A 20,285-nucleotide genomic window follows, 5' to 3' on the forward strand; every position below is an offset into this window, starting at 1 on the left:
AATGCTAGATCGATTTCTTTTTACGAAGATCGATAATAGTGCGCTGCTGGTTTTTCGCATGTTTTTTGGAGTGCTCATTAGCCTCGAATGCTATGGGGCAATCCTCACTGGATGGGTAAAGCGCAATTTAATAAATCCACAGTTTACCTTTTCTTTTATTGGTTTTGAATGGTTGCAGCCCTTGCCAGGAGCGGGTATGTATTACTATTTTTTCCTTATGGGTACCTTAGGTGTCTGTATTGCGCTAGGGTATAAATACAGATTTAGCATGCTTGCTTTTACTGTCCTGTGGGCGGGCGTGTATCTAATGCAAAAAACGGCCTATAACAACCATTACTATCTGTTGCTGTTATTGTCTGGGATGATGTTCTTCTTACCAGCGAACAAAAATTACGCCATAGATGCAAGGCTAGATCCCCGTATTAGAGAGAATACTATGTTCGCTTATGTAAAGTGGGTAATTGTACTGCAACTACTAATTGTGTATACCTACGCAGCTATAGCAAAAATGTATGGGGACTGGTTAGATTTTAGTTTTTTAAAGATTCTCTTTCAAGGAAAGGCCCATTACCCCTTGGTAGGCGATCTTTTGCAGTATACTACCTTACACAAGTTTATTGGATTGTCGGGTATTTTGTTCGATTTACTGATAGTACCCGCCCTACTTTGGAAGCCTACTAGGAAGTGGGCGTTTCTAGCATCAATCTTTTTTCATCTTTTTAATTCTATTGTTTTTCAAATTGGAATCTTCCCATATCTAGCTTTAGCATTTACCATATTTTTCTATCCGCCAGAATTGATACGGAGGATATTTCTAAAGAATAAATCGACATTCATAGAAGTCGACTTTCAATCCCCGTCCAATAAAAAGTGGATTATTGGGCTTATAACGCTCTATTTTTCCGTACAATTAGTGCTTCCTATCAGGCATTATTTTATTGAAGATGATGTGCTATGGACTGAAGAAGGACATAGGATGAGCTGGAGAATGATGTTGCGCAGTAGGCAGGGAATAGCAACCTATAAGGTGGTAAGTAAAACCACGGGAGATGTTTATATGGTAGATCTAGACTCCTATATGACGAAAGCTCAACAGAGGAAAGCGGCGTGTTATCCGGATTTTATTTGGCAATTTGCCCAGCATTTAAAGCGAGAATATAAAGCAAACGGGGAAGAAGTGTCCGTCTTTGTAGATTCTAGAGTAGGGGTCAATGGAAAACCCTTCCGACCTTTTATAGATCCAAATGTAGATCTAGCCAATGAACGATGGAATTATTTTTGGCACAACCCATGGATATTGCCTTCTAAAATGAAAGATTTTCCCCTTGAAAAATAGGAGAGCGCAGAGCTCATTTTAGGCTGATTTTTGTGTTGGGTGTGGGGAAGTGGAAATTGTTCCAGTAATAAAATTGATTCCTTCTCCAATTAACCTTAAATTTGACCTCCAAAAAAATAGAATACATGCTACAGTTACAGGCGATACGTGAAGATAAAGAACAGGTGATAGCGGCGCTGGCAAAGCGAAATATAGACGCGCTTCCACTTTTGGATAAGGTGCTTCAGTTAGATGAAGAAAGAAGGGCAACACAAGCCCGTCTAGATAGCACCTTAGCAGAGTCTAATAAATTATCCAAAGAGATTGGAATTCTTTATAAAAGTGGTAAAGCCCAAGAGGCTAATGCCTTAAAGGAGCGTACCGGAAATTTAAAGGAAGAGTCCAAGACCTTGCAGGAAGCCCTAACGGCTACAGCCCAAGAATTACAGAACATCCTGTACCAAATTCCCAATGTACCCCATTTTTCCGTGCCAGCGGGCAGTAGCGAGGAGGATAATGAGGAGATATTTAAAGAGGGAGAAGTTCCTGATCTGGTGGAGAATGCACTTCCTCACTGGGAACTTGCAAAAAAATACGACATTATAGATTTTGAGCTGGGCGTTAAAATTGCCGGAGCAGGCTTCCCAGTTTATAAAGGTAAGGGCGCTAAGCTTCAAAGAGCATTGATCTCTTACTTTTTAGATAAAAATACCGAAGCGGGTTATTCAGAAATTCAGGTTCCACACTTAGTAAACGAATCTTCAGGTTTCGGAACCGGTCAATTGCCAGACAAGGAAGGTCAAATGTATCACATAGGGGCAGATGATCTTTATTTGATCCCTACAGCAGAAGTTCCTGTAACTAATATCTTCCGAGATGAGATTGTATCGGAATCCGATCTGCCATATCGCTTTACTGCATATACCCCTTGTTTTAGGAGGGAGGCAGGTAGTTACGGTGCCCATGTTAGGGGATTAAACAGATTGCATCAATTTGATAAGGTAGAATTGGTACGTGTAGAGCACCCAGACAAATCTTATGAAGCTTTGGATGGAATGGTAGAGCACGTAAAAGGTATTCTTAGAGAGCTGAAACTTCCCTATAGAATATTACGACTTTGTGGAGGAGACCTCGGTTTTACTTCTGCATTGACTTATGATTTTGAAGTGTTCTCCACAGCACAGGATCGCTGGTTGGAAATTAGTTCGGTATCCAATTTTGAAACCTTCCAGTCTAATCGTTTAAAACTTCGATTTAGGGACGAAAGTGGTAAAATGCAATTGGCCCATACGCTTAATGGTAGTTCTTTGGCCCTGCCAAGAGTTTTAGCTGGGATTTTAGAAAATTATCAGACGGAAAACGGCATAGAGATTCCAGAAGTGCTAAGACCTTATACTGGTTTCGATAGAATAGATTAATTTTCATTCTGCATAAAAGCCTTTGTATTGCAGTCTTTTTAAAAAGTTGTAATTGTAAATCCTTTCCTTAGGGGAAGGTTGTTGAGGTAGGTCTTTATAGCTAGACCCTCAACTAGAAGCTGATAATCTTTATATCTCCCCCGAATTTAATTCGAGGGAGATATAAGCTTCATTTCTCACTGGATTTTAGCTACATCCGAACAGATTTTTTAAAGGCTTCATCTTGGCTTAGACTATTAATTGGGGATTGTGTTAAAAATGCACACAATAGCAGCTACGCACTCTAATGATTCTACGTATCTTTGATTAAAAAGTAATTTTGAGACTCATTTTCCTCATTTTTCTCTGTTTTAGCTCCCAATTAGTGCTTTCCCAAGAAGACTTCCTGGCAAAGCAATATTTTGAGGATGGGGAATTTGAAAAAGCAAAGGTGTTTTTAGAAAAACTGGTCGACAAGAATCCTAGGCGGACAGATTTTACTGAGCGACTTATAGCATGTTACCAGGAGTTAGAGCAATATGATAAAGCAGAAGAGTTATTGCACAAAATCATGGGTCAGGGAATTGTCTATCCTACCGGCTATATAGAACTCGGACGTAATTACGCACTCCAGGGAATGGAGGATAAGGCGATAGAGAATTATAATCTTGCTATTTCGCAGATAGAGAAACACCCAAATTACGGGTATGGTGTTGGCTATAAGTTTCAACAATATGTTTTATTAGATTATGCCCTTAAAGCGTTCTCACGCGCAATGGAGTTAAACCCGGCCCAGAATTATGATTATCAAATTGCAAGAATTTATGGAGAGCAAGGCAACATAGAAGAAATGTTTGGGTCTTACCTTAAGATGATTAGTGATGGAACAGTATCTACGGCAAATGTACTTCGTAATATCAATGATTTTATTACTTCTGATGCGTCAAATCCCAACAATTTAAAGTTTAAACGTATCCTTTTGCAAAAGGCACAAAAAACCCCGGACGTTATTTGGAACGAATTATTGAGTTGGCTGTTTGTGCAACAAGAGGAATATACTAGTGCATTTGGCCAGGAAAGGGCAATTTACAGAAGGAGCGAGGAGCGATCCCTACAGAGGTTGCAAGGCTTAGGGAAACTTGCACTGGATAAACGAGAAGCAAAGGTGGCATCGGATATTTATAATTTTATTGTAGAGAACAGCAGTTACAAAAGGGAAGTGTTAGACGCACAGCTAAACCTTATAGGGATAAGTTTATTGGATGCAGGAGATAAGGAGCTATTATCCGTTGAAAAAACATTTTCGGAATTAATACAGGAATATGGTTTTCAAATGGAAACCCTACAATTGCAGATCGCCTATGCCAAATTTCTAACTTTTAATAGAAATAATCCTGGGCCGGCTATAGAGATAATGGAGAAATGTTTAGAATTGCCCTTAAATAACTATGGAGCTGCCTATATTAAAAACACCTTAGGTGATATTTTAGTATTCGATCAAAAGTTTAATCGCGCATTAATCTATTATTCCCAAATTCAAAAAAATTTAAAAAATGATGTTTTAGGTCAAGAAGCGCGATTTAAAGTGGCACAGACCAGCTTTTATAAAGGGGATTTTGATTGGGCTTTAACACAGCTAAAGGTATTGCGTTCTGCAACATCCCAACTAATCGCCAATGATGCCATGCAGTTAAGCTTGTTAATTTCGGATAATTCATTGGAAGACTCCACTCAAGTTGCATTAAAAAAATATGCCCGAGCAAGCTTTCTGAACTATCAAAATAATAAGGCCCAGGCGGTAGCTTTATTAAATGATATTTTAGATAATCATAAAGGTGAGAAAATTGAGGATGAGGCTTTGCTAAAACAAGGGCAAATATTAACTGAACTAAAACAATATGGGCAAGCAGAATTTAATTATCTTAAAATAGTGGAATTCCATGGTCAGGATATTCTGGCAGATGATGCCCATTTTGCCTTAGCAGAGTTGTATAACACTGTTTTAAAAAATCCAGAAAAGGCCAAATTCCACTACGAGCAGATTGTTTTTAACCATCAGGATAGTTATTATTTTCCACAGGCTAGGAAAAGATATAGGGCGTTGAGAGGAGATAGTATTAAGTAATACCTAAAGAAAGGACACGCTCATTTTAAAAACGAATAATAATACGCTTTTAAAGAAGCACAAAACAGTATTATGTACATATATAACGTTACCATAAATATTGAAGAATCTTTTGAGCAAGACTGGTTGGAGTGGATGAAGAATACCCATATTCCGGAGATGCTGGCAACGGGAAAATTTTCTAAAGCTCTAATGACCAAGGTGATGGTGGAGGAAGAAATGGGCGGACTTACATTTTCTGTTCAGTATACAACGGACTCCAAAGAAACATTAAAAAAGTATTACGAAGAAGATGCGGAAAGGCTACGCGGCCAACAATCTTCGCTTTTTGCGGGGAAATTTGTTGCTTTTAGGACAGAATTGGCCATCGTAGGTGAACATTAAATAAATCCATCAAATACTACATGAGCAAGAAGGAGAAAAAATCATATCGATCCTACCAAGGCAAACCATTTAAATCCCCAAAAGATCATGGTCCCGTAAAGGCAAAGAAATTTTTGGGTCAGCACTTTCTAAAAGATGAGGGAATTGCACAAAAAATTGGAGAGACGCTTAGTTTGGAAGGGTATAGGAACGTAATTGAAATTGGTCCTGGAACCGGAGTGCTCACAAAATACCTGATTGAGAAGGATATACACTTGGTAGCTATGGATTTGGATTCGGAATCCATTGATTATCTAAACGAAAGCTTTTCTTTGGAGCACCAAAAATCTAAGCACCCTAAAGGTAGCTTTAAGGTATTGGAAGCCGATTTTCTAAAATATGATCTTAAAGACCTATTTGGGGAGGAGCAATTCGCCATTATTGGAAATTTTCCCTATAATATCTCTACTCAGATCGTTTTTAAAATGTTGGAATACAAGGAGTATATCCCGGAATTTTCGGGGATGTTCCAAAAAGAGGTGGCAGAAAGGATCTGTGAGAGCAATGGAAGCAAGGCTTATGGGATACTTTCAGTTTTGGTGCAGGCATTTTATGATGCGGAATATTTGTTTACCGTGCCACCACATGTATTTAATCCCCCGCCTAAAGTAGAATCGGGTGTTTTGCGGCTGACCAGAAAATTTGACCTAGATTTAGGAGTAGAGGAAAAGCTATTTAAAAAAGTGGTTAAAGCTGCTTTTAACCATCGTAGAAAAACACTTTGGAACAGTCTAAAGATCTTTAATCTCTCCGATGTTCTTAAAGAAGATGTTATATTTGGACTCCGACCCGAACAATTGACCGTTTCAGACTTCATTACGTTGACACAGAAAATACAGAATGACACCGTTTAAACTCACCGAAGAATTTATAGCTGAAATAGAACAGCTAATAGACAACCGACAAGACGCCTCCATAACCTCCATGTTGGCAGAGGTGCATTATGCGGATGTGGCAGAATTGATGAATGATCTGGATGAGGATCATGCTACCTACCTTATTAAATTACTGGATACCGAAAAAACTTCGGAAACTCTTACTGAGTTGGATGAGGATGTACGGGAAGCCATATTAGGGAACCTTTCTGCCAAGGAAATCGCCGGAGAGTTAAATGAATTGGATACGGATGATGCCGCCGATATCATTGGAGAACTTCCAAAAGGAATGGTGCAGGAGGTGATTTCCGAATTGGAGGATAGGGAGCACGCAAAGGATATTGTAGACCTACTGCGCTATGATGAGAATTCTGCAGGGGGGTTAATGGCTAAGGAGCTGGTTAAGGTAAATGAGAATTGGAACGTGCTTACCTGTGTTAAAGAAATGCGGGCCCAGGCAGAAAATGTTACCCGTGTACATTCTATCTACGTGGTAGATGATGAGGGGAAACTTAAAGGAAGGCTCTCGTTAAAAGACTTGCTGACTACTTCTACCAAGGCCAATATTAAGGATGTGTACATCCCTAAGGTAGATTATGTAAATGTAAATGAAAGACCAGATGAGGTAGCGCGAATCATGACCAAATATGATTTGGAAGCTATTCCGGTAATAGATGAAATAGGTAGATTGGTAGGTAGGATAACCATTGATGATATTGTAGATGTAATAAGGGAGGAAGCAGAGAAAGACTACCAATTAGCGGCAGGTATCTCACAAGATGTAGAAGCAGATGATAGTATCTGGCAGCTTACGCGTGCCCGTCTGCCATGGCTGTTTATCGGAATGATGGGTGGTATAGGGGCTGCAAGTATCATAAATGTATACGAAGGCGCATTCGTAAAATTTCCCATCCTTTTGGCATTTATTCCCCTTATGCAGGCAACTGCGGGGAATGTGGGCGTACAATCCTCCGCAATTGTGGTGCAAGGATTAGCTAATGATACTATAAAAAAAGGAGAAATTCTGGGGCGTCTAGGTAAAGAGCTTCTTTTGGGTTTGGTGAATGGAGTGGCATTGGCCGCAATATTTATTTTAATCAGTCACTTTGGGTTCAATACCACCTATATGGTATCGTTTACCATTGGGATCGCCCTAGTTACTGTAGTTGTAAATGCGGCTGTGATAGGTACTTTTATCCCTATATTTTTGCACAAAAGAGGGATAGATCCAGCTATTGCCACGGGTCCGTTTATTACCACGAGTAATGACGTGTTGGGAATATTGATCTATTTTACTATTGCCAAGCATATTTTAAATTTTTAGGGCACTCCACCGCCTAAAGCGGTGTCGGGCTTTCCGCGCTACACGGTAGCTTGCTGCAATCCCTAGTGCAAAAAAGATATATTTATACCAAGTTTAACCCTTTAATAGATTGGGAAAAAGCAATTTAACCCGGATAAGGGCAGTAGCCTACAAAAACTAAAAAAACCAATAATCATATACAAATTATGAAAATACTTCACCTAGATGTTAACCACCCATTGGTAATAGAGCAATTTGCCGCCCAAGGCTTTCAAAATGATGAAGATTATACCTCCACTAAAGAAGAAGTGGAGAATAACATTGCCACTTATGACGGAATTATTATCAGGAGTAGGTTTACGCTAGACCAAAAGTTTTTGGAACGTGCCACTAATTTAAAATTTATTGGCCGTTTAGGAGCTGGACTAGAAAATATAGATACCCAATTTGCAAAAGATAGAGGTATATTTTTAGCCGCTGCCCCAGAAGGAAACCGTAATGCGGTAGGAGAACATACCCTAGGAATGATTTTGTCTCTCTTTAATAAATTAAACAAAGCAGATAGAGAAGTTCGGGAAGGAAAATGGGACCGAGAAGGCAATAGGGGGCTGGAATTAGACGGAAAGACAGTCGGTATTATCGGATATGGTAATATGGGAAAGGCATTCGCCAAAAAATTAAGAGGTTTTGATGTAGATGTTATATGTTACGATATAGACGGTGGTGTGGGGGATGCTAATGCAAGACAAGTGGGCATAATGGAGTTTAAACAACGATCCCAGATTGTTAGTTTGCACGTGCCGCAGACACAATCCACAGTAAATATGGTGGATGCCGATTTTCTAAATGGTTTTAAGCACCCTATATGGCTTTTTAATACGGCTAGGGGGAAATGTGTGGTTACCGAGGATCTGGTGGCCGCAATGGAAGAAGGTAAGGTTTTGGGAGCAGGATTGGATGTGTTGGAGTATGAAAAAAAATCTTTCGAGAATATGTTCGACGAGCGCCAACTACCATCGGCATTTAATTATCTAATACAATCAGAAAACATACTACTATCACCTCATGTGGCAGGTTGGACGGTAGAGAGTAAGATAAAATTGGCGCAGACCGTAGTAGATAAGATTTTAAAGAGATTTTGCTAATTCTATAAGACTACTTTAATAACTAAACGTGGAGGCTAAAGCAGATTCTCCAGCAGGATATTTAGAGCAGCCTCCCGAAGAACGCAAACTAGTGGTTGAAAAATTAAGGGAGATAATTCTAAAAAATCTCCCGGTCGGATTCCAAGAACAGATAATTATGGGTTGTTAGGCTACGTGGTTCCCCATTCCTTTTATCCAAATGGGTATCATTGCAATCCCAAGCTGCCGCTTCCCTTTATCAATCTTGCATCTCAAAAGAATTTCGTGGCCATTTATCATGCAGGTATTTATGCAAGAAAGGAGTTGTTAGATTGGTTGGTTGGTGAATATGCAAAACACATGTCCACAAAATTGGATATGGGGTAGAGCTGTATCAGATTCAAAAAAAATGGAAACTATCCCCTATAATCTTATTGGTGAACTTTGCTCAAAAGTGACGGTGGAGGAGTGGATTACACGGTATGAGCGTAACATAGTGTATAAAAAATAAGCGCCCCAAAATGGTGTTTTCCTAAGAAACCCAACAATTTACTGGTGCAGTTGTTGCAGAATTGTTTAACTTCCCTTAGCCCGTAATCGCTGCTAACCGTCAGTAGTGATTGTTACAACTAATTTATGAAAAAAAGAGTGACCGGTCTCGGTGGATTTTTCTTTAAAACAAAGGAACCAGATAAAGTGAAATCTTGGTATAACAAACATCTTGGTTTAAATACCGATCAATACGGGTGTACCTTCTGGTGGAAGGATAAGGAAGGTAATGATTGTAGTACGCAGTGGAGTCCTATGCATGAGGATACGGCTTATTTTAACCCAAGTAAGTCTACCTTTATGATGAATTTTAGGGTGGAAAATTTAGAGGAACTCTTGCAGGTTTTAAAGGAGGAAGGCGTTACTGTAGTAGGAAAGATGGAAACCTACGATTATGGTAAATTTGGGTGGATATTAGATCCGGATGGGAATAAACTGGAGCTTTGGGAGCCAATAGACAAAGCATTTCTTTGATTCCAAAATAATTGCTAAATTTAGAAGAAATAATAAATAAACTAAACCACAACCACAATTATGAGTGAAGACAACAAAGATCTTGGAGATAAAGCCGAAAATGCTTTTGACAAAGCAAAAGAATCGGCAAATGAGTTTGCAGAGGACAGTAAGAAATCTGCGAACGATTTTGGAGGTGAAGCCAAAAAAACTGCGAATGAGTTTAAAGAAGGGCTAGCCAGCGCAGGAGGAGAAAATAAAAAAGTATTAGTAGGTATCCTAGCCATTGTTTTTGGACAATTGGGAGTACATAAATTTATGCTTGGTTATCAAAAAGAAGGTATTATTCTTTTAGTGAGTACCATAATAGGTTACGTTACCATGTGTTTTATAATTGGGAGCTTTATTGTTATGGCAACTGCTATTATTGGTATTATAGAAGGAATTATCTATCTTACTAAGACGGATGAAGAGTTTTATGCCACTTACCAAGCAGGTAAGAAACCTTGGTTCTAATCTAAATTAACTTTAATTAAAAAAAGCCAGTATTTATTATAATACTGGCTTTTTTTATGATGCTATTGTCTGTAATTCTACTAATTTAGGTAGGAGCGCAGCCGTGTATTACATTTAATTTTAAATTCTGCACACAGCACAGGCTGCACTACCAATAGTGTAGTTACAGAGATTTAGAGTATCCCTCATCTTCTTCTTGACTCTCTGCTAACTTACGTTCCAGTTCGGCTTGGAATTCTTCCATCACAGGCTTTACTGTTCCTTCTGGTAAATCTGCTATCTTAATGTACATTAATCCATCTACCGAGTTATTAAAAAGGGGATCCACGTTAAAAGCCACTACTTTGGCATTTTGCTTAATGTATTTCTTTATGAGTACCGGTAGTCGAAGGCTTCCTGGTTCTACTTCCTCAATCAATTTGTCAAATTTGTTTAGATCCGCCTCGGTTTCATCAAATATAAAATCCTTGTCCGCATCTTTTAATTTAACCTTAAATTCCTTTTTAGGTCTAATGTATTGGGCCACATAAGGGTCCCAATAATTGCTTTTCATAAATTCTATCATTAAGGACTTGGAGAAATTGGAGAACTGGTTGCTGATACTAACCCCTCCAATTAAGTATTTGTGTTCTGGGAACCGTAGGGTAGTGTGTACAATGCCTTTCCATAATAGAAATAAGGGCATCGGCTTCTGCTGATACTCTTTAATAATATAGGCCCTACCCATTTCTATGGATTGTTGCATCATCCCATAAAGCTCGGGCTCAAATCGAAACAAATCTTGAAGATAAAAACCGTCTATGCCGTGTTCCTTAAAAATTTCCGAACCCATTCCCATTCTATAGGCACCCACTATTACTTGCGCATCATCATCCCAAAGGAATAGGTGACGGTAATAATTGTCAAATTCGTCCAGGTCAATAGATTTATTGGTGCCCTCGCCAATAGCTCTAAAGGTCACTTCTCGCTGCCGCCCAATTTCGTTTAATATAAAGGGCATGTCCGAGGCTTTGGCCAAGAACACTTCATAATTTTTACTTTGTAGCAGCTTACAGTCCTTCTCCCGTAATTTAGCTATTTCCTCCTGTATAAGCTCCGTTCTAACTGCAGTGGCAATTTTCCTAGGCGCTTTAGGTATTTTTAAGCTTGTTGGAATTTGATTCAATAGACTCTCCTTTTCATAGGCGTTAGAGAGCATATAAGTCTTCCTGCGAAGCAGGTCTGTGAAGTCCGCTAATGTTTCCTGATCATTTTGGGTTTGCACAGAAATAGGTTGACCTATCCTTACTTTTATCACCCTATTCTTTTGTGTGGTAACTTCAGAAGGGAGCTTTGCAGTCCTAAACACGTCGCTTATCCTAGACAGGGTGTAAAATAGTCTACTGTTCTTTGCATGAAAGTAAATAGGTACTACCGGTACTTCTGCCCGTCTTATCAATTTTAAGGCGGCTTCCTCCCAGGGGCGGTCTACAATTAATTTTCCGTCCTTATAGGTAGAAACTTCTCCAGCAGGGAATATTCCCAAAGGATGCCCGTCTTGCAAATGCTTCATTGCATTTTTAAACCCAGCTATACTGCTTTTGGCATCTTTATGGGTTTCAAATGGGTTTACAGGGAGAATATAGGGTGAAATAGGCTCTATCCGATTTAAAAGAAAATTAGCTATAATCTTAAAATCCGATCGTTGATTCAATAATAATTTTAATAACAACACCCCATCTATCCCTCCCAAAGGATGATTGGAAATGGTGATATAGCTCCCTTGTTTTGGCAAGCGTTTAAAATCTTCCTCTGGAATTTCGAACTTTATTTTGTAATGGTCCAATATGGCATCTAGAAAGTCTACTCCGTCCAAATGCTTATTGCGATCATAGAAGCGATTAATGCTTGATATTTTGGTCACTCGCATTAACAACCAGCCTACAAACGTCCCAAGAAAGCCATAATTTTGAAGATGAATAGCCTTTGCTACCTCTTTTGCGGTTACTAACCCCATGTATTAATGTGATTTGGTCGCCGCTAAGATAGGGAAAAACCTTTTAGCCAAACTTCTTTAATTCTTGTCACTGGTCTAATTGCCCTTATTTGGTTACCAATTGTATGGTTTCTTTACCTCTTTGTTCTAATAAAACCTCTCTTCCGTTCTGTAAGGAATCCAATACTTCCCCATTGAAATGCCTTACTGTGTATAAAGAAACCCCTTCGTGGCAAGTCACTTTAAATCTACCTTCCAAGTGATTCAACAGGCTTTCTAACTTCCCGAATTTATTATCTACACAAACAGAGAAGCTAATAGCAGAACTCTGAATCAGGTCTACTTTCATCTTGTGATCATGTAGCATTTTAAATAATTCGCTAATACTATCCTCTACGATAAAGGAGAAGTCTAAGGAGGATAATTTCATTAATACCTGATTCTTTTTCACAATATAACAAGGGACCTTAGGCTCTATTCCTACACCTTTCCCTACAGTAGTACCTTTATCCAATGGATTGATAAAGGATTTTACGTGAAGCGGTATTTTTTTGCGCTGTAATGGTTGTAAGGTTTTGGGATGTATTACAGAAGCACCGTAAAATGCAAGTTCTATGGCTTCTCGGTAAGAAATGCTGTTCAAAAGTTGGGCGTCTTCAAAATACCTAGGATCGGCATTTAGTACTCCGGGAACATCTTTCCAAATGGTAACATCGGTTGCATTAAGACAGTATGCTAAAATAGCTGCGGTATAATCTGATCCTTCCCTACCTAGCGTGGTGGTAAAATTATTTTCGTCACTACCTAGAAAGCCTTGGGTAATATTCAACTGTCGTTGATCTATGTTCCTATTTACATTTTCTTGGGTCTGTTCCCAATTCACTACTGCATCCCTATACTGGTCATTGGTTTTAATAAGATTCCGTACATCTAACCAATTATTGGTAATACCTACCTCATTAAAATATGCACTTAGAATAGTAGATGATATTAACTCACCGTACCCTACTACTTGGTCATAAACGAAGCCGTGTTTTGGTGATTTATTCCAAGCCAAAAATCCTTGAACTTCATCAAAAAGAACTTTAACATCCTTGTAAACTGGATGGTTGGCATTTGGAAAGAGGTCATTTAAAATCTTGGTGTGATAATCATATACCTCCTGCACACTAGCTTGTATCGCGTTCTTATCTGAGAAGTAAGCGTTAACAACCACCTCCATGGCATTGGTCGTCTTTCCCATGGCAGATACCACCACAAGTGTATTTTTATGTCCTACCTGTTGCAAAACGTTTACAACGTTCTTTACTGCTTCGGCATCTTTAATAGATGCTCCTCCAAACTTAAAAACCCTCATATCCTTTCTAAAAATGTTTCAATTCCTTTTTCGTCTAAATGAACTACGTTCCAATCTCGCTTAACGTGGGCGCCCTTACTTTCATATAAGGCTATTGCAGGCTCGTTCCAATCTATCACCTCCCAATTAATACGTTTTACACCTAGCTTCTTTCCATGTTCTACCACCTTTCTTAATAAGGCTGTTCCCAGACCACTACCTCTCATTTTTTCTGTAACTATTAAGTCTTCTAAATGAATGATTGGGCCTTTCCAAGTGGAATATCTTGGGAATAACAGTGCCATTCCTACAACACTGCCTTCGGATTCCGCTACATAACAATGAAATAGTTTCTTAGGGCCAAAACCATCCCGCTTTAGGTCTTCAACGGTGACTTCTACCGCATCATCTTCCTTTTCATATACCGCCAATTCCTTTATAAGCTGATGAACTTCAGCCATATCACTGGTTTGTGCGTCTCGAATACTATATTTCATAATTGTTACAAATAAAACACAAAGTTATAAATATAAAAAAACAATATTTAACGAAAACGTTGTAGTGTCACAAATTAACCGATATTTGTGCTTAAATAAACAACCTTACCCATGTTTCATAAAAACACTACGCTTGGAGAGTTTATTATCGAAAACCAATCGTCATTCCCATACTCTTCGGGAGAACTTTCCAAACTAATAAACGCTATTCGATTAGCTGCAAAAGTAGTAAACCATGAGGTGAATAAGGCCGGACTCGTAGATATTATTGGTAATGCAGGAGATATTAATATTCAAGGGGAAGACCAACAGAAGTTAGATGTTCTGGCAAATGAAAAATTTATTCAAACCTTAAAAAATCGAGAAATTGTCTGTGGTATTGCTTCAGAAGAGGAAGACCATTTTATTAGTGTCAATAGCAGTGATAATAAACACCAAAATAAATATATCGTATTGATCGACCCCTTGGACGGGTCTTCTAATATTGATGTTAATGTTTCTGTGGGTACTATCTTTTCTATTTATAGAAGGGTTACCCCTCTTGGAACTCCGGTCACCATGGAAGATTTCTTACAGCCTGGGCGAGACCAGATTGCTGCTGGTTATATCGTTTATGGTACTTCTACCATGTTGGTCTATACCACTGGGGATGGAGTAAATGGCTTTACACTAAATCCAGCATTGGGGACTTTTTATCTTTCGCATCCGAATATGGAATTTCCGGAGACCGGGAAAATCTATTCGGTAAATGAGGGTAATTATGTGCATTTTCCACAGGGAGTAAAGGATTATATTAAGTATTGCCAAAAAGAGGAGGGAGATAGGCCTTACACTTCCAGATATATTGGTTCTTTGGTTTCCGATTTTCATAGGAATATGATAAAGGGAGGAATTTACATTTATCCTAAAAGCAGTGTTGCTACCGAGGGTAAATTACGGTTGTTGTACGAGTGTAATCCTATGGCTTTTATTGCTGAACAGGCCAAAGGGAAGGCCAGTAATGGGTTTAAAGCTATCATGGATATAGTGCCTACAGAATTGCATCAACGGGTACCGTTCTTTTGCGGAAGTAGGAGAATGGTGGAGAAGGCAGAAGAATTTATGAAGGTAAAATAAATGACAAAAGGAGCTCTGAGGCTCCTTTTGTATTATTCGTTAAGTTGATTATCTATTTTTTCAGAAGATAAACGTAGTCTTCAAATGCTATCCTTCCGCTAAATATTTCGATAGATTTTTTTATTATAACCTCGGCAGCTTCCGATTTATAACCTAAACCTATAGCGTATTTAGTAATTAAAATGCGCTCTTGATCCTCTATAAAGTGATCTGCAAATATTATCCTGAAAAGGTCATATAGTCTTTCCAAACGATCTTCCGAACCAGTAGGTGGATTAATTGGGTATTTATTTTCCGATTTCATCACCTCTTTGTATTCTTCCTCAGTGATATCTAATTTATTGGCAAAACGGTCCAATAATTCTTTTTCCTCGGGATTAACTTCCCCGTCAACAGCAGCCAAAGTTGCAATAGCCGCAAAATGAGCTAAATTTCTTCTATGGGTACCACTACTGTATAGATCTACAAAAGACATATTTTATGAATTTATTATTTAAAAACAAAGATATAGGTTTTAGAAAAAGTTTGCCTTAAAACCCAATAATTATTTTGTAGTGGGTCTTAAGGTAAGGACTAGCATAATCTAAAACCTATTTTTCGTTATATCGTATTTCTAATATAATTTTCTAACTAAGGGTGTCTGTGGATTTGTGACTAGGCGCACTGAAAATTGCCTATTTCTAATTCCTGGATTAACCTAATCCATCATGGGCCAAATTGTCTACTGAAATGCTTGCATCCCGGTAATATCGGCGCCTGTGATTAACAGATGGATGTCGTGCGTACCCTCATAGGTGATTACACTTTCTAAATTCATCATATGTCTCATTATACTATATTCCCCAGATATTCCCATGCCGCCCAATACTTGTCGGGCTTCTCGGGCAATTTTTAGGGCCATATCCACATTATTTCTTTTAGCCATAGAAATTTGTGCGGTAGTTGCTCTTCCTTCATTTTTTAGTTGACCCAATCGAAAGGCTAATAATTGTGCCTTGGTAATTTCGGTAATCATTTCGGCCAATTTCTTTTGCTGTAATTGAGTTGCGCCAATTGGTTTCCCAAATTGGATACGCTCCTTGGAATATCGCAATGCAGTGTCGTAACAATCCATTGCAGCACCTATAGCTCCCCAGGCAATTCCATATCTGGCAGAATCTAGGCAGCCAAGAGGAGCGCCTAATCCATTTTTCCCGGGTAAGAGATTCTCTTTGGGTACTTTTACATTGTCAAAAATTAACTCTCCAGTTGCGGAGGCTCGTAAAGACCATTTGTTATGGGTCTCTGGCGTGGTAAAGCCGTCCATGCCTCGCTCAACTATAAGGCCATGGATTCTGCCTTCTTCATTTTTTGCCCATACTACCGCAATGTCTGCGAAAGGAGAATTGGAAATCCAAAGTTTGGCTCCGTTTAAAAGGTAATGGTCTCCCATATCCTTAAACTTGGTTTCCATACCACCGGGATTGGAACCGTGGTTAGGTTCGGTAAGACCAAAACAGCCCATTAATTCTCCGGTCGCCAATTTAGGAAGGTATTTTTTTCGTTGCTCTTCTGTTCCATAGGTGAAAATGGGATACATGACTAAAGAAGATTGAACCGAAGCTGTGGATCTTACGCCGCTATCTCCTCGTTCTATTTCTTGCATAATTAATCCATAACTTATGTGATCTAGACCAGCGCCGCCATATTCCGCGGGAATGTAAGGGCCAAAAGCCCCAATTTCTGCCAGTCCAGCAATAATTTGGGTTGGGAATTCCGCCTTTTGGGCATACTCTTCTATAATGGGAGAAATATCACGTTTCACCCAAGTCCTGGCTGCGTCACGTACCAAGATATGTTCTTCGGACAGTAGGTCGTCCATATTGTAATAATCGGGGGCTTCAAATAAGTCGGGTCGCATAGGATAGTTTTTAAATCAAAATAAGATAACAATAGTATAGTAAAAATATAACAATATTACATCTCCGCGTTACATTTTTAAGTAAAAATCCTTAGTCAAGGTTATGTAATCTTCAGTATAGCGATGGCGTTCCACTTCTATTATGAGGCTGTCTATTGCAGTTTCTGTTTTTTTAAACTGCATTTCTATTAAGCTACGTTTTATTTGTGCATCGGGAGTACCTTGTACATGGGTGATTCTTGCAGGAAAAAGATGGTGTGGGGCGGCCAATGAAAGAAATTCCTTTTCGTCCTTATACGGGATAATGGTTGAAAATCTACCCGTATCAGATAGCAGTTTTGATACACCCTCCAAAAGCTCCGTAAATGGCAGAGATGCCCTTTGCCGGGCCATGTCGCGTGATTCATTTCCGCTAGAAACCATTTCAGAATAGAATGGGGGATTAGAAATTAGTAAATCATATTTATCTTCTATCTCTTTGGCAAACTCATCTAGTCCGGCATGATAACAGAATAATCGATCGGCCCATGACGAGGCTTCAAAATTATCTACACATTGTTCATAAGCATCTTCGTCTATTTCAATGGCATCTATAGTATCGGCATCGCTTCTTTGTGCTAACATTAATGCAATAATCCCTGTGCCGGCACCTATATCCAAAATGGTGGTAGGGTGGTGTTCTATAGAAGTCCATGCGCCCAAAAGGACACCATCGGTTCCGATTTTCATCGCACATTGATCTTGATGAATTTCAAATTCTTTAAACTTAAAGGGTTTACTCATTCCAATTCGGGGTTTGCTCTGCTAATGCTATTTTTAAAATCAAATATAGGGATTCACTTCAGTGTTTCTTGCTTAATCTACTCTTCCAACCTCCCTATTTTCTGTTCCCTCCAATTCTAACAGTGAGTCGCCTAGTTTTTGACGCATATTGTTAGCTAGTATTCTTATTTTTTCTACCACCTCGGGGTATTCTTTAGCTACGTTGTGGGTTTCACTTTTGTCATTTAATACATTATACAGGGCTATCTCTTCCAAATTAATCATTTTGTACTCTCCGGGAATTCCGTCTTTTCCTAGTGTTTGACCCTCCATTGTTCTATAGGTGTGTGGGAAGTACATTTTCCACTTCCCATAGCGCACCCCATGTAGCTCATTTACTCTATAGTAAAAGAAATAGGCTTCTTGAGGGCTCTCCGTGCTTTCGCCGATAAGTATTGGCCAAACACTTTTTCCGTCTATCGGTAATTTTGGCAACGGGGCTCCAGTAATTTCCGCTATGGTCGGTAATATATCTATGGCCATGACCGGAGTATCCAAAGTTCTGCCAGGAGTTAGTTTTTTTGGGTACTTTATAATAAATGGTTCTCGTTGACCGCCTTCCCAAGCGGTTCCTTTTCCTTCGCTAAATGGCAATGCGCTTCCTGCGTGATTGCCATAAGCCAACCATGGGCCGTTGTCTGAGGTGAATATAACTACGGTGTTATCTTCTAGTCCGTTCTTTTTTAAGGTTGCTAAAATCTGCCCTACAGACCAGTCAATTTCCATAATTACATCGCCATAGTGTCCGCGTTCCGATTTTCCCTTAAACTTATCGGATACAAATAATGGGACATGGGGTTGCGGATGTGCCACATATAAAAAGAAGGGTTGTTCTTTGTTACTTTCAATAAAAGCTACACTCCTCTCGGTAATCTGGGTTGTAAGGTCCGATTGGTCTGTTAAGGTATCCAGTATTTTTTCATTTTCGTAAAGAGGTAACGGGCCAAAATTGAAAACGGAGCCTTGTTGTGGGTGTAAAGGCCACATATCATTGGAGTAGGGGATTCCAAAATAATCATCAAATCCATGATTGTTGGGCATAAACTTTTTATCGTCGCCTAAATGCCATTTTCCATACATTGCGGTGCGGTATCCAATGGATTTTAGCATTTTAGCGATGGTAGTTTCCTTGGTATTCAATCCTGTTTTGGCGTTGGGCATATAGGCATTATGGATGCCGACCCTGTTGGGGTAGCACCCGGTTAGGATTCCGGCTCTGGAAGCCGAGCATACTGCCTGGGCAACATAAAAACTAGTTAGTTTAACCCCGTTTAGCGCCATATTATCTAGGTGCGGAGTGGCGATATCTGGCGCTCCAAAAGTCCCCAGATCCTGATATCCTTGATCATCCGTAAAAATCAAAATTACGTTTGGTGGGGTGTCTTGGATTTTCTTTTCTTTATTTTCGCTACAAGACAATAATAGGAGTATTATGGAGGGGAATAGTAGTATTCGGAACATGGTGTTGGTTTTAGGATGTTAAGTTTTAGATCCTGTTTTTAGATCTTAGCTAAAATAAGGAATTGTTAGTGGAATCTTGATTTTAGTACTGATACTAGTTGTTCAGTTATTGTTCCCCGTAGTAGTTGTTTATAATGGAATCCATTTTTATTGTGCCTTGAGCAATGTGGCTGATTTTAGTCCAAAGAGAAGGAGATACTAAGGGTTTAAGGGGCTGTGGCAACTGTGGGATGGTTGGGAATACGTTCTGGAGCTTTTTGTCCCAAAGTTTATAATATTTTAAGAGGTCGTCCGGATAAACCACTTTTCTTTTGGTGCCTTCATCTATTCCCCTGAAGGGTGTAGGTATGTTTAGGTATCCATAATCATCGGTCAGTTGTTCGCCAATCTGGATGTCTCTTATCGCAATTTCAAAATCATAGGCTGTAGTTAGGCAATTGGAGTTAAAGCTGTGGTTTACATAACGGGCATTATCCCAGCAAAGGATATACCTGCCTTTATTATCCCTAAAAGCATAGGTATCCAATATGTTCTGATAAATGGGATCTAGGGCTTCTAATTCCTCTTTTGAGAATTCCCTGTCCAGCTTATCCAATACCCATGTGATGGTCCCAGCGGGAATAATTGAGTTGGCTACAACGCCATAGCCAATTTCCTTATTTATAAATTGTAGTTCTGTATTTGGATGGATCATGGAACAATCATAATAGATATAAATTAGCTAAAAAGAGAATAAGAGGGATCAAGCTCAAAAGTTGTGTGTGAATTGAAATAGGAGTTCGATATTTGCAGTAAAACGAACAGCATTGGAATTATCTATCGACCTATTAAAGCTTATACTGCCGGAACTTTTAATAACCCACTTTAATCTTGTCTCCCATAAAACAGAAGAGGGTACCCTTCATTTATATTTTGAAGAAAAAGAGGATAGCCCTAAAGAGGAAAAACACCGCATTTTAATAGGCCATGGCTTTCATAAGGAGATCGTCGTCCAGGATTTCCCATTACGGGGAAAATCAGTCTTTCTCCACATTAAGCGCCGCCGTTGGCTGGACAAGGCCACGGGGCAAGCCGTGCAAAGAGATTGGGAGCTGGTGG

General features: G+C 39.2%; 19 protein-coding genes and 1 pseudogene. 12 read left to right on the forward strand and 8 right to left on the reverse strand.

Annotated elements, in window-relative coordinates; translation table 11 throughout:
* Position 1 precedes the first annotated feature (1 nt).
* From G466_RS0116050 to G466_RS0116095, 10 genes and pseudogenes are all read left to right on the forward strand, one after another.
* Entirely contained in the window at positions 2 to 1,336 is a 1,335-nt protein-coding gene (locus tag G466_RS0116050) for an HTTM domain-containing protein (protein ID WP_026814572.1), read from the forward strand.
* Between the two features lie 125 nt (positions 1,337 to 1,461).
* Positions 1,462 to 2,733: a serine--tRNA ligase gene (gene serS, locus G466_RS0116055; RefSeq protein WP_026814573.1), complete on the forward strand. Its 1,272-nt coding sequence runs from the start codon at positions 1,462 to 1,464 to the stop codon at positions 2,731 to 2,733.
* Between the two features lie 319 nt (positions 2,734 to 3,052).
* Positions 3,053 to 4,837, forward strand: coding sequence for a tetratricopeptide repeat protein (locus G466_RS0116060; protein WP_026814574.1), 1,785 nt, complete (start codon positions 3,053 to 3,055; stop codon positions 4,835 to 4,837).
* A 72-nt stretch (positions 4,838 to 4,909) separates the two neighbouring features.
* The gene (locus tag G466_RS0116065) at positions 4,910 to 5,221 is read left to right on the forward strand and encodes a DUF4286 family protein (RefSeq protein ID WP_026814575.1); all 312 of its coding nucleotides are present in this window, start codon (positions 4,910 to 4,912) and stop codon (positions 5,219 to 5,221) included.
* 20 nt (positions 5,222 to 5,241) lie between these two features.
* The gene (gene rsmA / locus G466_RS0116070; protein WP_026814576.1) at positions 5,242 to 6,114 is read left to right on the forward strand and encodes a 16S rRNA (adenine(1518)-N(6)/adenine(1519)-N(6))-dimethyltransferase RsmA; all 873 of its coding nucleotides are present in this window, start codon (positions 5,242 to 5,244) and stop codon (positions 6,112 to 6,114) included.
* The gene (gene mgtE / locus G466_RS0116075; protein ID WP_026814577.1) at positions 6,101 to 7,459 is read left to right on the forward strand and encodes a magnesium transporter; all 1,359 of its coding nucleotides are present in this window, start codon (positions 6,101 to 6,103) and stop codon (positions 7,457 to 7,459) included. The genes rsmA and mgtE overlap by 14 nt, the downstream gene beginning before the upstream one ends.
* Before the next feature lie 185 nt (positions 7,460 to 7,644).
* On the forward strand, positions 7,645 to 8,583 hold the full coding sequence (locus G466_RS0116080; protein ID WP_026814578.1) for a 2-hydroxyacid dehydrogenase: 939 nt from the start codon (positions 7,645 to 7,647) through the stop codon (positions 8,581 to 8,583).
* 28 nt (positions 8,584 to 8,611) lie between these two features.
* A pseudogene (locus G466_RS24520) lies at positions 8,612 to 9,073 on the forward strand (DUF1801 domain-containing protein).
* Between the two features lie 125 nt (positions 9,074 to 9,198).
* A complete protein-coding gene (locus tag G466_RS0116090; protein WP_026814579.1) occupies positions 9,199 to 9,585 on the forward strand; it encodes a VOC family protein in 387 nt (128 codons plus the stop codon).
* Between the two features lie 60 nt (positions 9,586 to 9,645).
* On the forward strand, positions 9,646 to 10,080 hold the full coding sequence (locus G466_RS0116095) for a TM2 domain-containing protein (protein WP_026814580.1): 435 nt from the start codon (positions 9,646 to 9,648) through the stop codon (positions 10,078 to 10,080).
* A 163-nt stretch (positions 10,081 to 10,243) separates the two neighbouring features.
* Here G466_RS0116095 and G466_RS0116100 read toward each other — a convergent pair whose 3' ends face one another.
* The 3 genes from G466_RS0116100 to G466_RS0116110 form a co-directional block, all read right to left on the reverse strand.
* On the reverse strand, positions 10,244 to 12,076 hold the full coding sequence (locus tag G466_RS0116100; protein ID WP_026814581.1) for a GNAT family N-acyltransferase: 1,833 nt from the start codon (positions 12,074 to 12,076) through the stop codon (positions 10,244 to 10,246).
* An 85-nt stretch (positions 12,077 to 12,161) separates the two neighbouring features.
* Positions 12,162 to 13,412, reverse strand: a complete 1,251-nt coding sequence (locus G466_RS0116105; RefSeq protein ID WP_026814582.1) for an aspartate kinase — start codon at positions 13,410 to 13,412, stop codon at positions 12,162 to 12,164.
* Positions 13,409 to 13,888, reverse strand: coding sequence for a GNAT family N-acetyltransferase (locus G466_RS0116110; protein WP_026814583.1), 480 nt, complete (start codon positions 13,886 to 13,888; stop codon positions 13,409 to 13,411). Before G466_RS0116110 ends, G466_RS0116105 begins: the two co-directional genes overlap by 4 nt.
* 111 nt (positions 13,889 to 13,999) lie before the next feature.
* On the opposite strand from G466_RS0116110, the gene fbp reads away from it, so the two are divergent.
* A complete protein-coding gene (gene fbp, locus G466_RS0116115; protein WP_026814584.1) occupies positions 14,000 to 15,004 on the forward strand; it encodes a class 1 fructose-bisphosphatase in 1,005 nt (334 codons plus the stop codon).
* A gap of 52 nt (positions 15,005 to 15,056) precedes the next feature.
* Here fbp and G466_RS0116120 read toward each other — a convergent pair whose 3' ends face one another.
* The 5 genes from G466_RS0116120 to G466_RS0116140 form a co-directional block, all read right to left on the reverse strand.
* Positions 15,057 to 15,479, reverse strand: coding sequence for a tellurite resistance TerB family protein (locus G466_RS0116120; RefSeq protein ID WP_026814585.1), 423 nt, complete (start codon positions 15,477 to 15,479; stop codon positions 15,057 to 15,059).
* A 246-nt stretch (positions 15,480 to 15,725) separates the two neighbouring features.
* Complete coding sequence (locus G466_RS0116125; protein WP_026814586.1) at positions 15,726 to 16,904, reverse strand: acyl-CoA dehydrogenase family protein; 1,179 nt, start codon at positions 16,902 to 16,904, stop codon at positions 15,726 to 15,728.
* 69 nt (positions 16,905 to 16,973) lie between these two features.
* Positions 16,974 to 17,687 carry a tRNA1(Val) (adenine(37)-N6)-methyltransferase gene (locus G466_RS0116130; protein WP_026814587.1) on the reverse strand — a complete coding sequence of 238 codons (714 nt, stop codon included), beginning with the start codon at positions 17,685 to 17,687 and terminating at the stop codon, positions 16,974 to 16,976.
* Between the two features lie 72 nt (positions 17,688 to 17,759).
* On the reverse strand, positions 17,760 to 19,187 hold the full coding sequence (locus tag G466_RS0116135; RefSeq protein ID WP_026814588.1) for a sulfatase family protein: 1,428 nt from the start codon (positions 19,185 to 19,187) through the stop codon (positions 17,760 to 17,762).
* Positions 19,188 to 19,293: 106 nt separating this feature from the next.
* Positions 19,294 to 19,881, reverse strand: coding sequence for an SET domain-containing protein (locus G466_RS0116140; protein ID WP_026814589.1), 588 nt, complete (start codon positions 19,879 to 19,881; stop codon positions 19,294 to 19,296).
* Between the two features lie 112 nt (positions 19,882 to 19,993).
* Here G466_RS0116140 and G466_RS0116145 point away from each other — a divergent pair.
* Positions 19,994 to 20,285, forward strand: a 292-nt coding sequence (locus G466_RS0116145; protein WP_026814590.1) for an ISAon1 family transposase N-terminal region protein, incomplete at its 3' end; no start/stop codon positions are given.

It is taken from the genome of Arenibacter certesii DSM 19833 (assembly GCF_000429545.1).
Taxonomy (GTDB): Bacteria; Bacteroidota; Bacteroidia; order Flavobacteriales; family Flavobacteriaceae; genus Arenibacter; species Arenibacter certesii.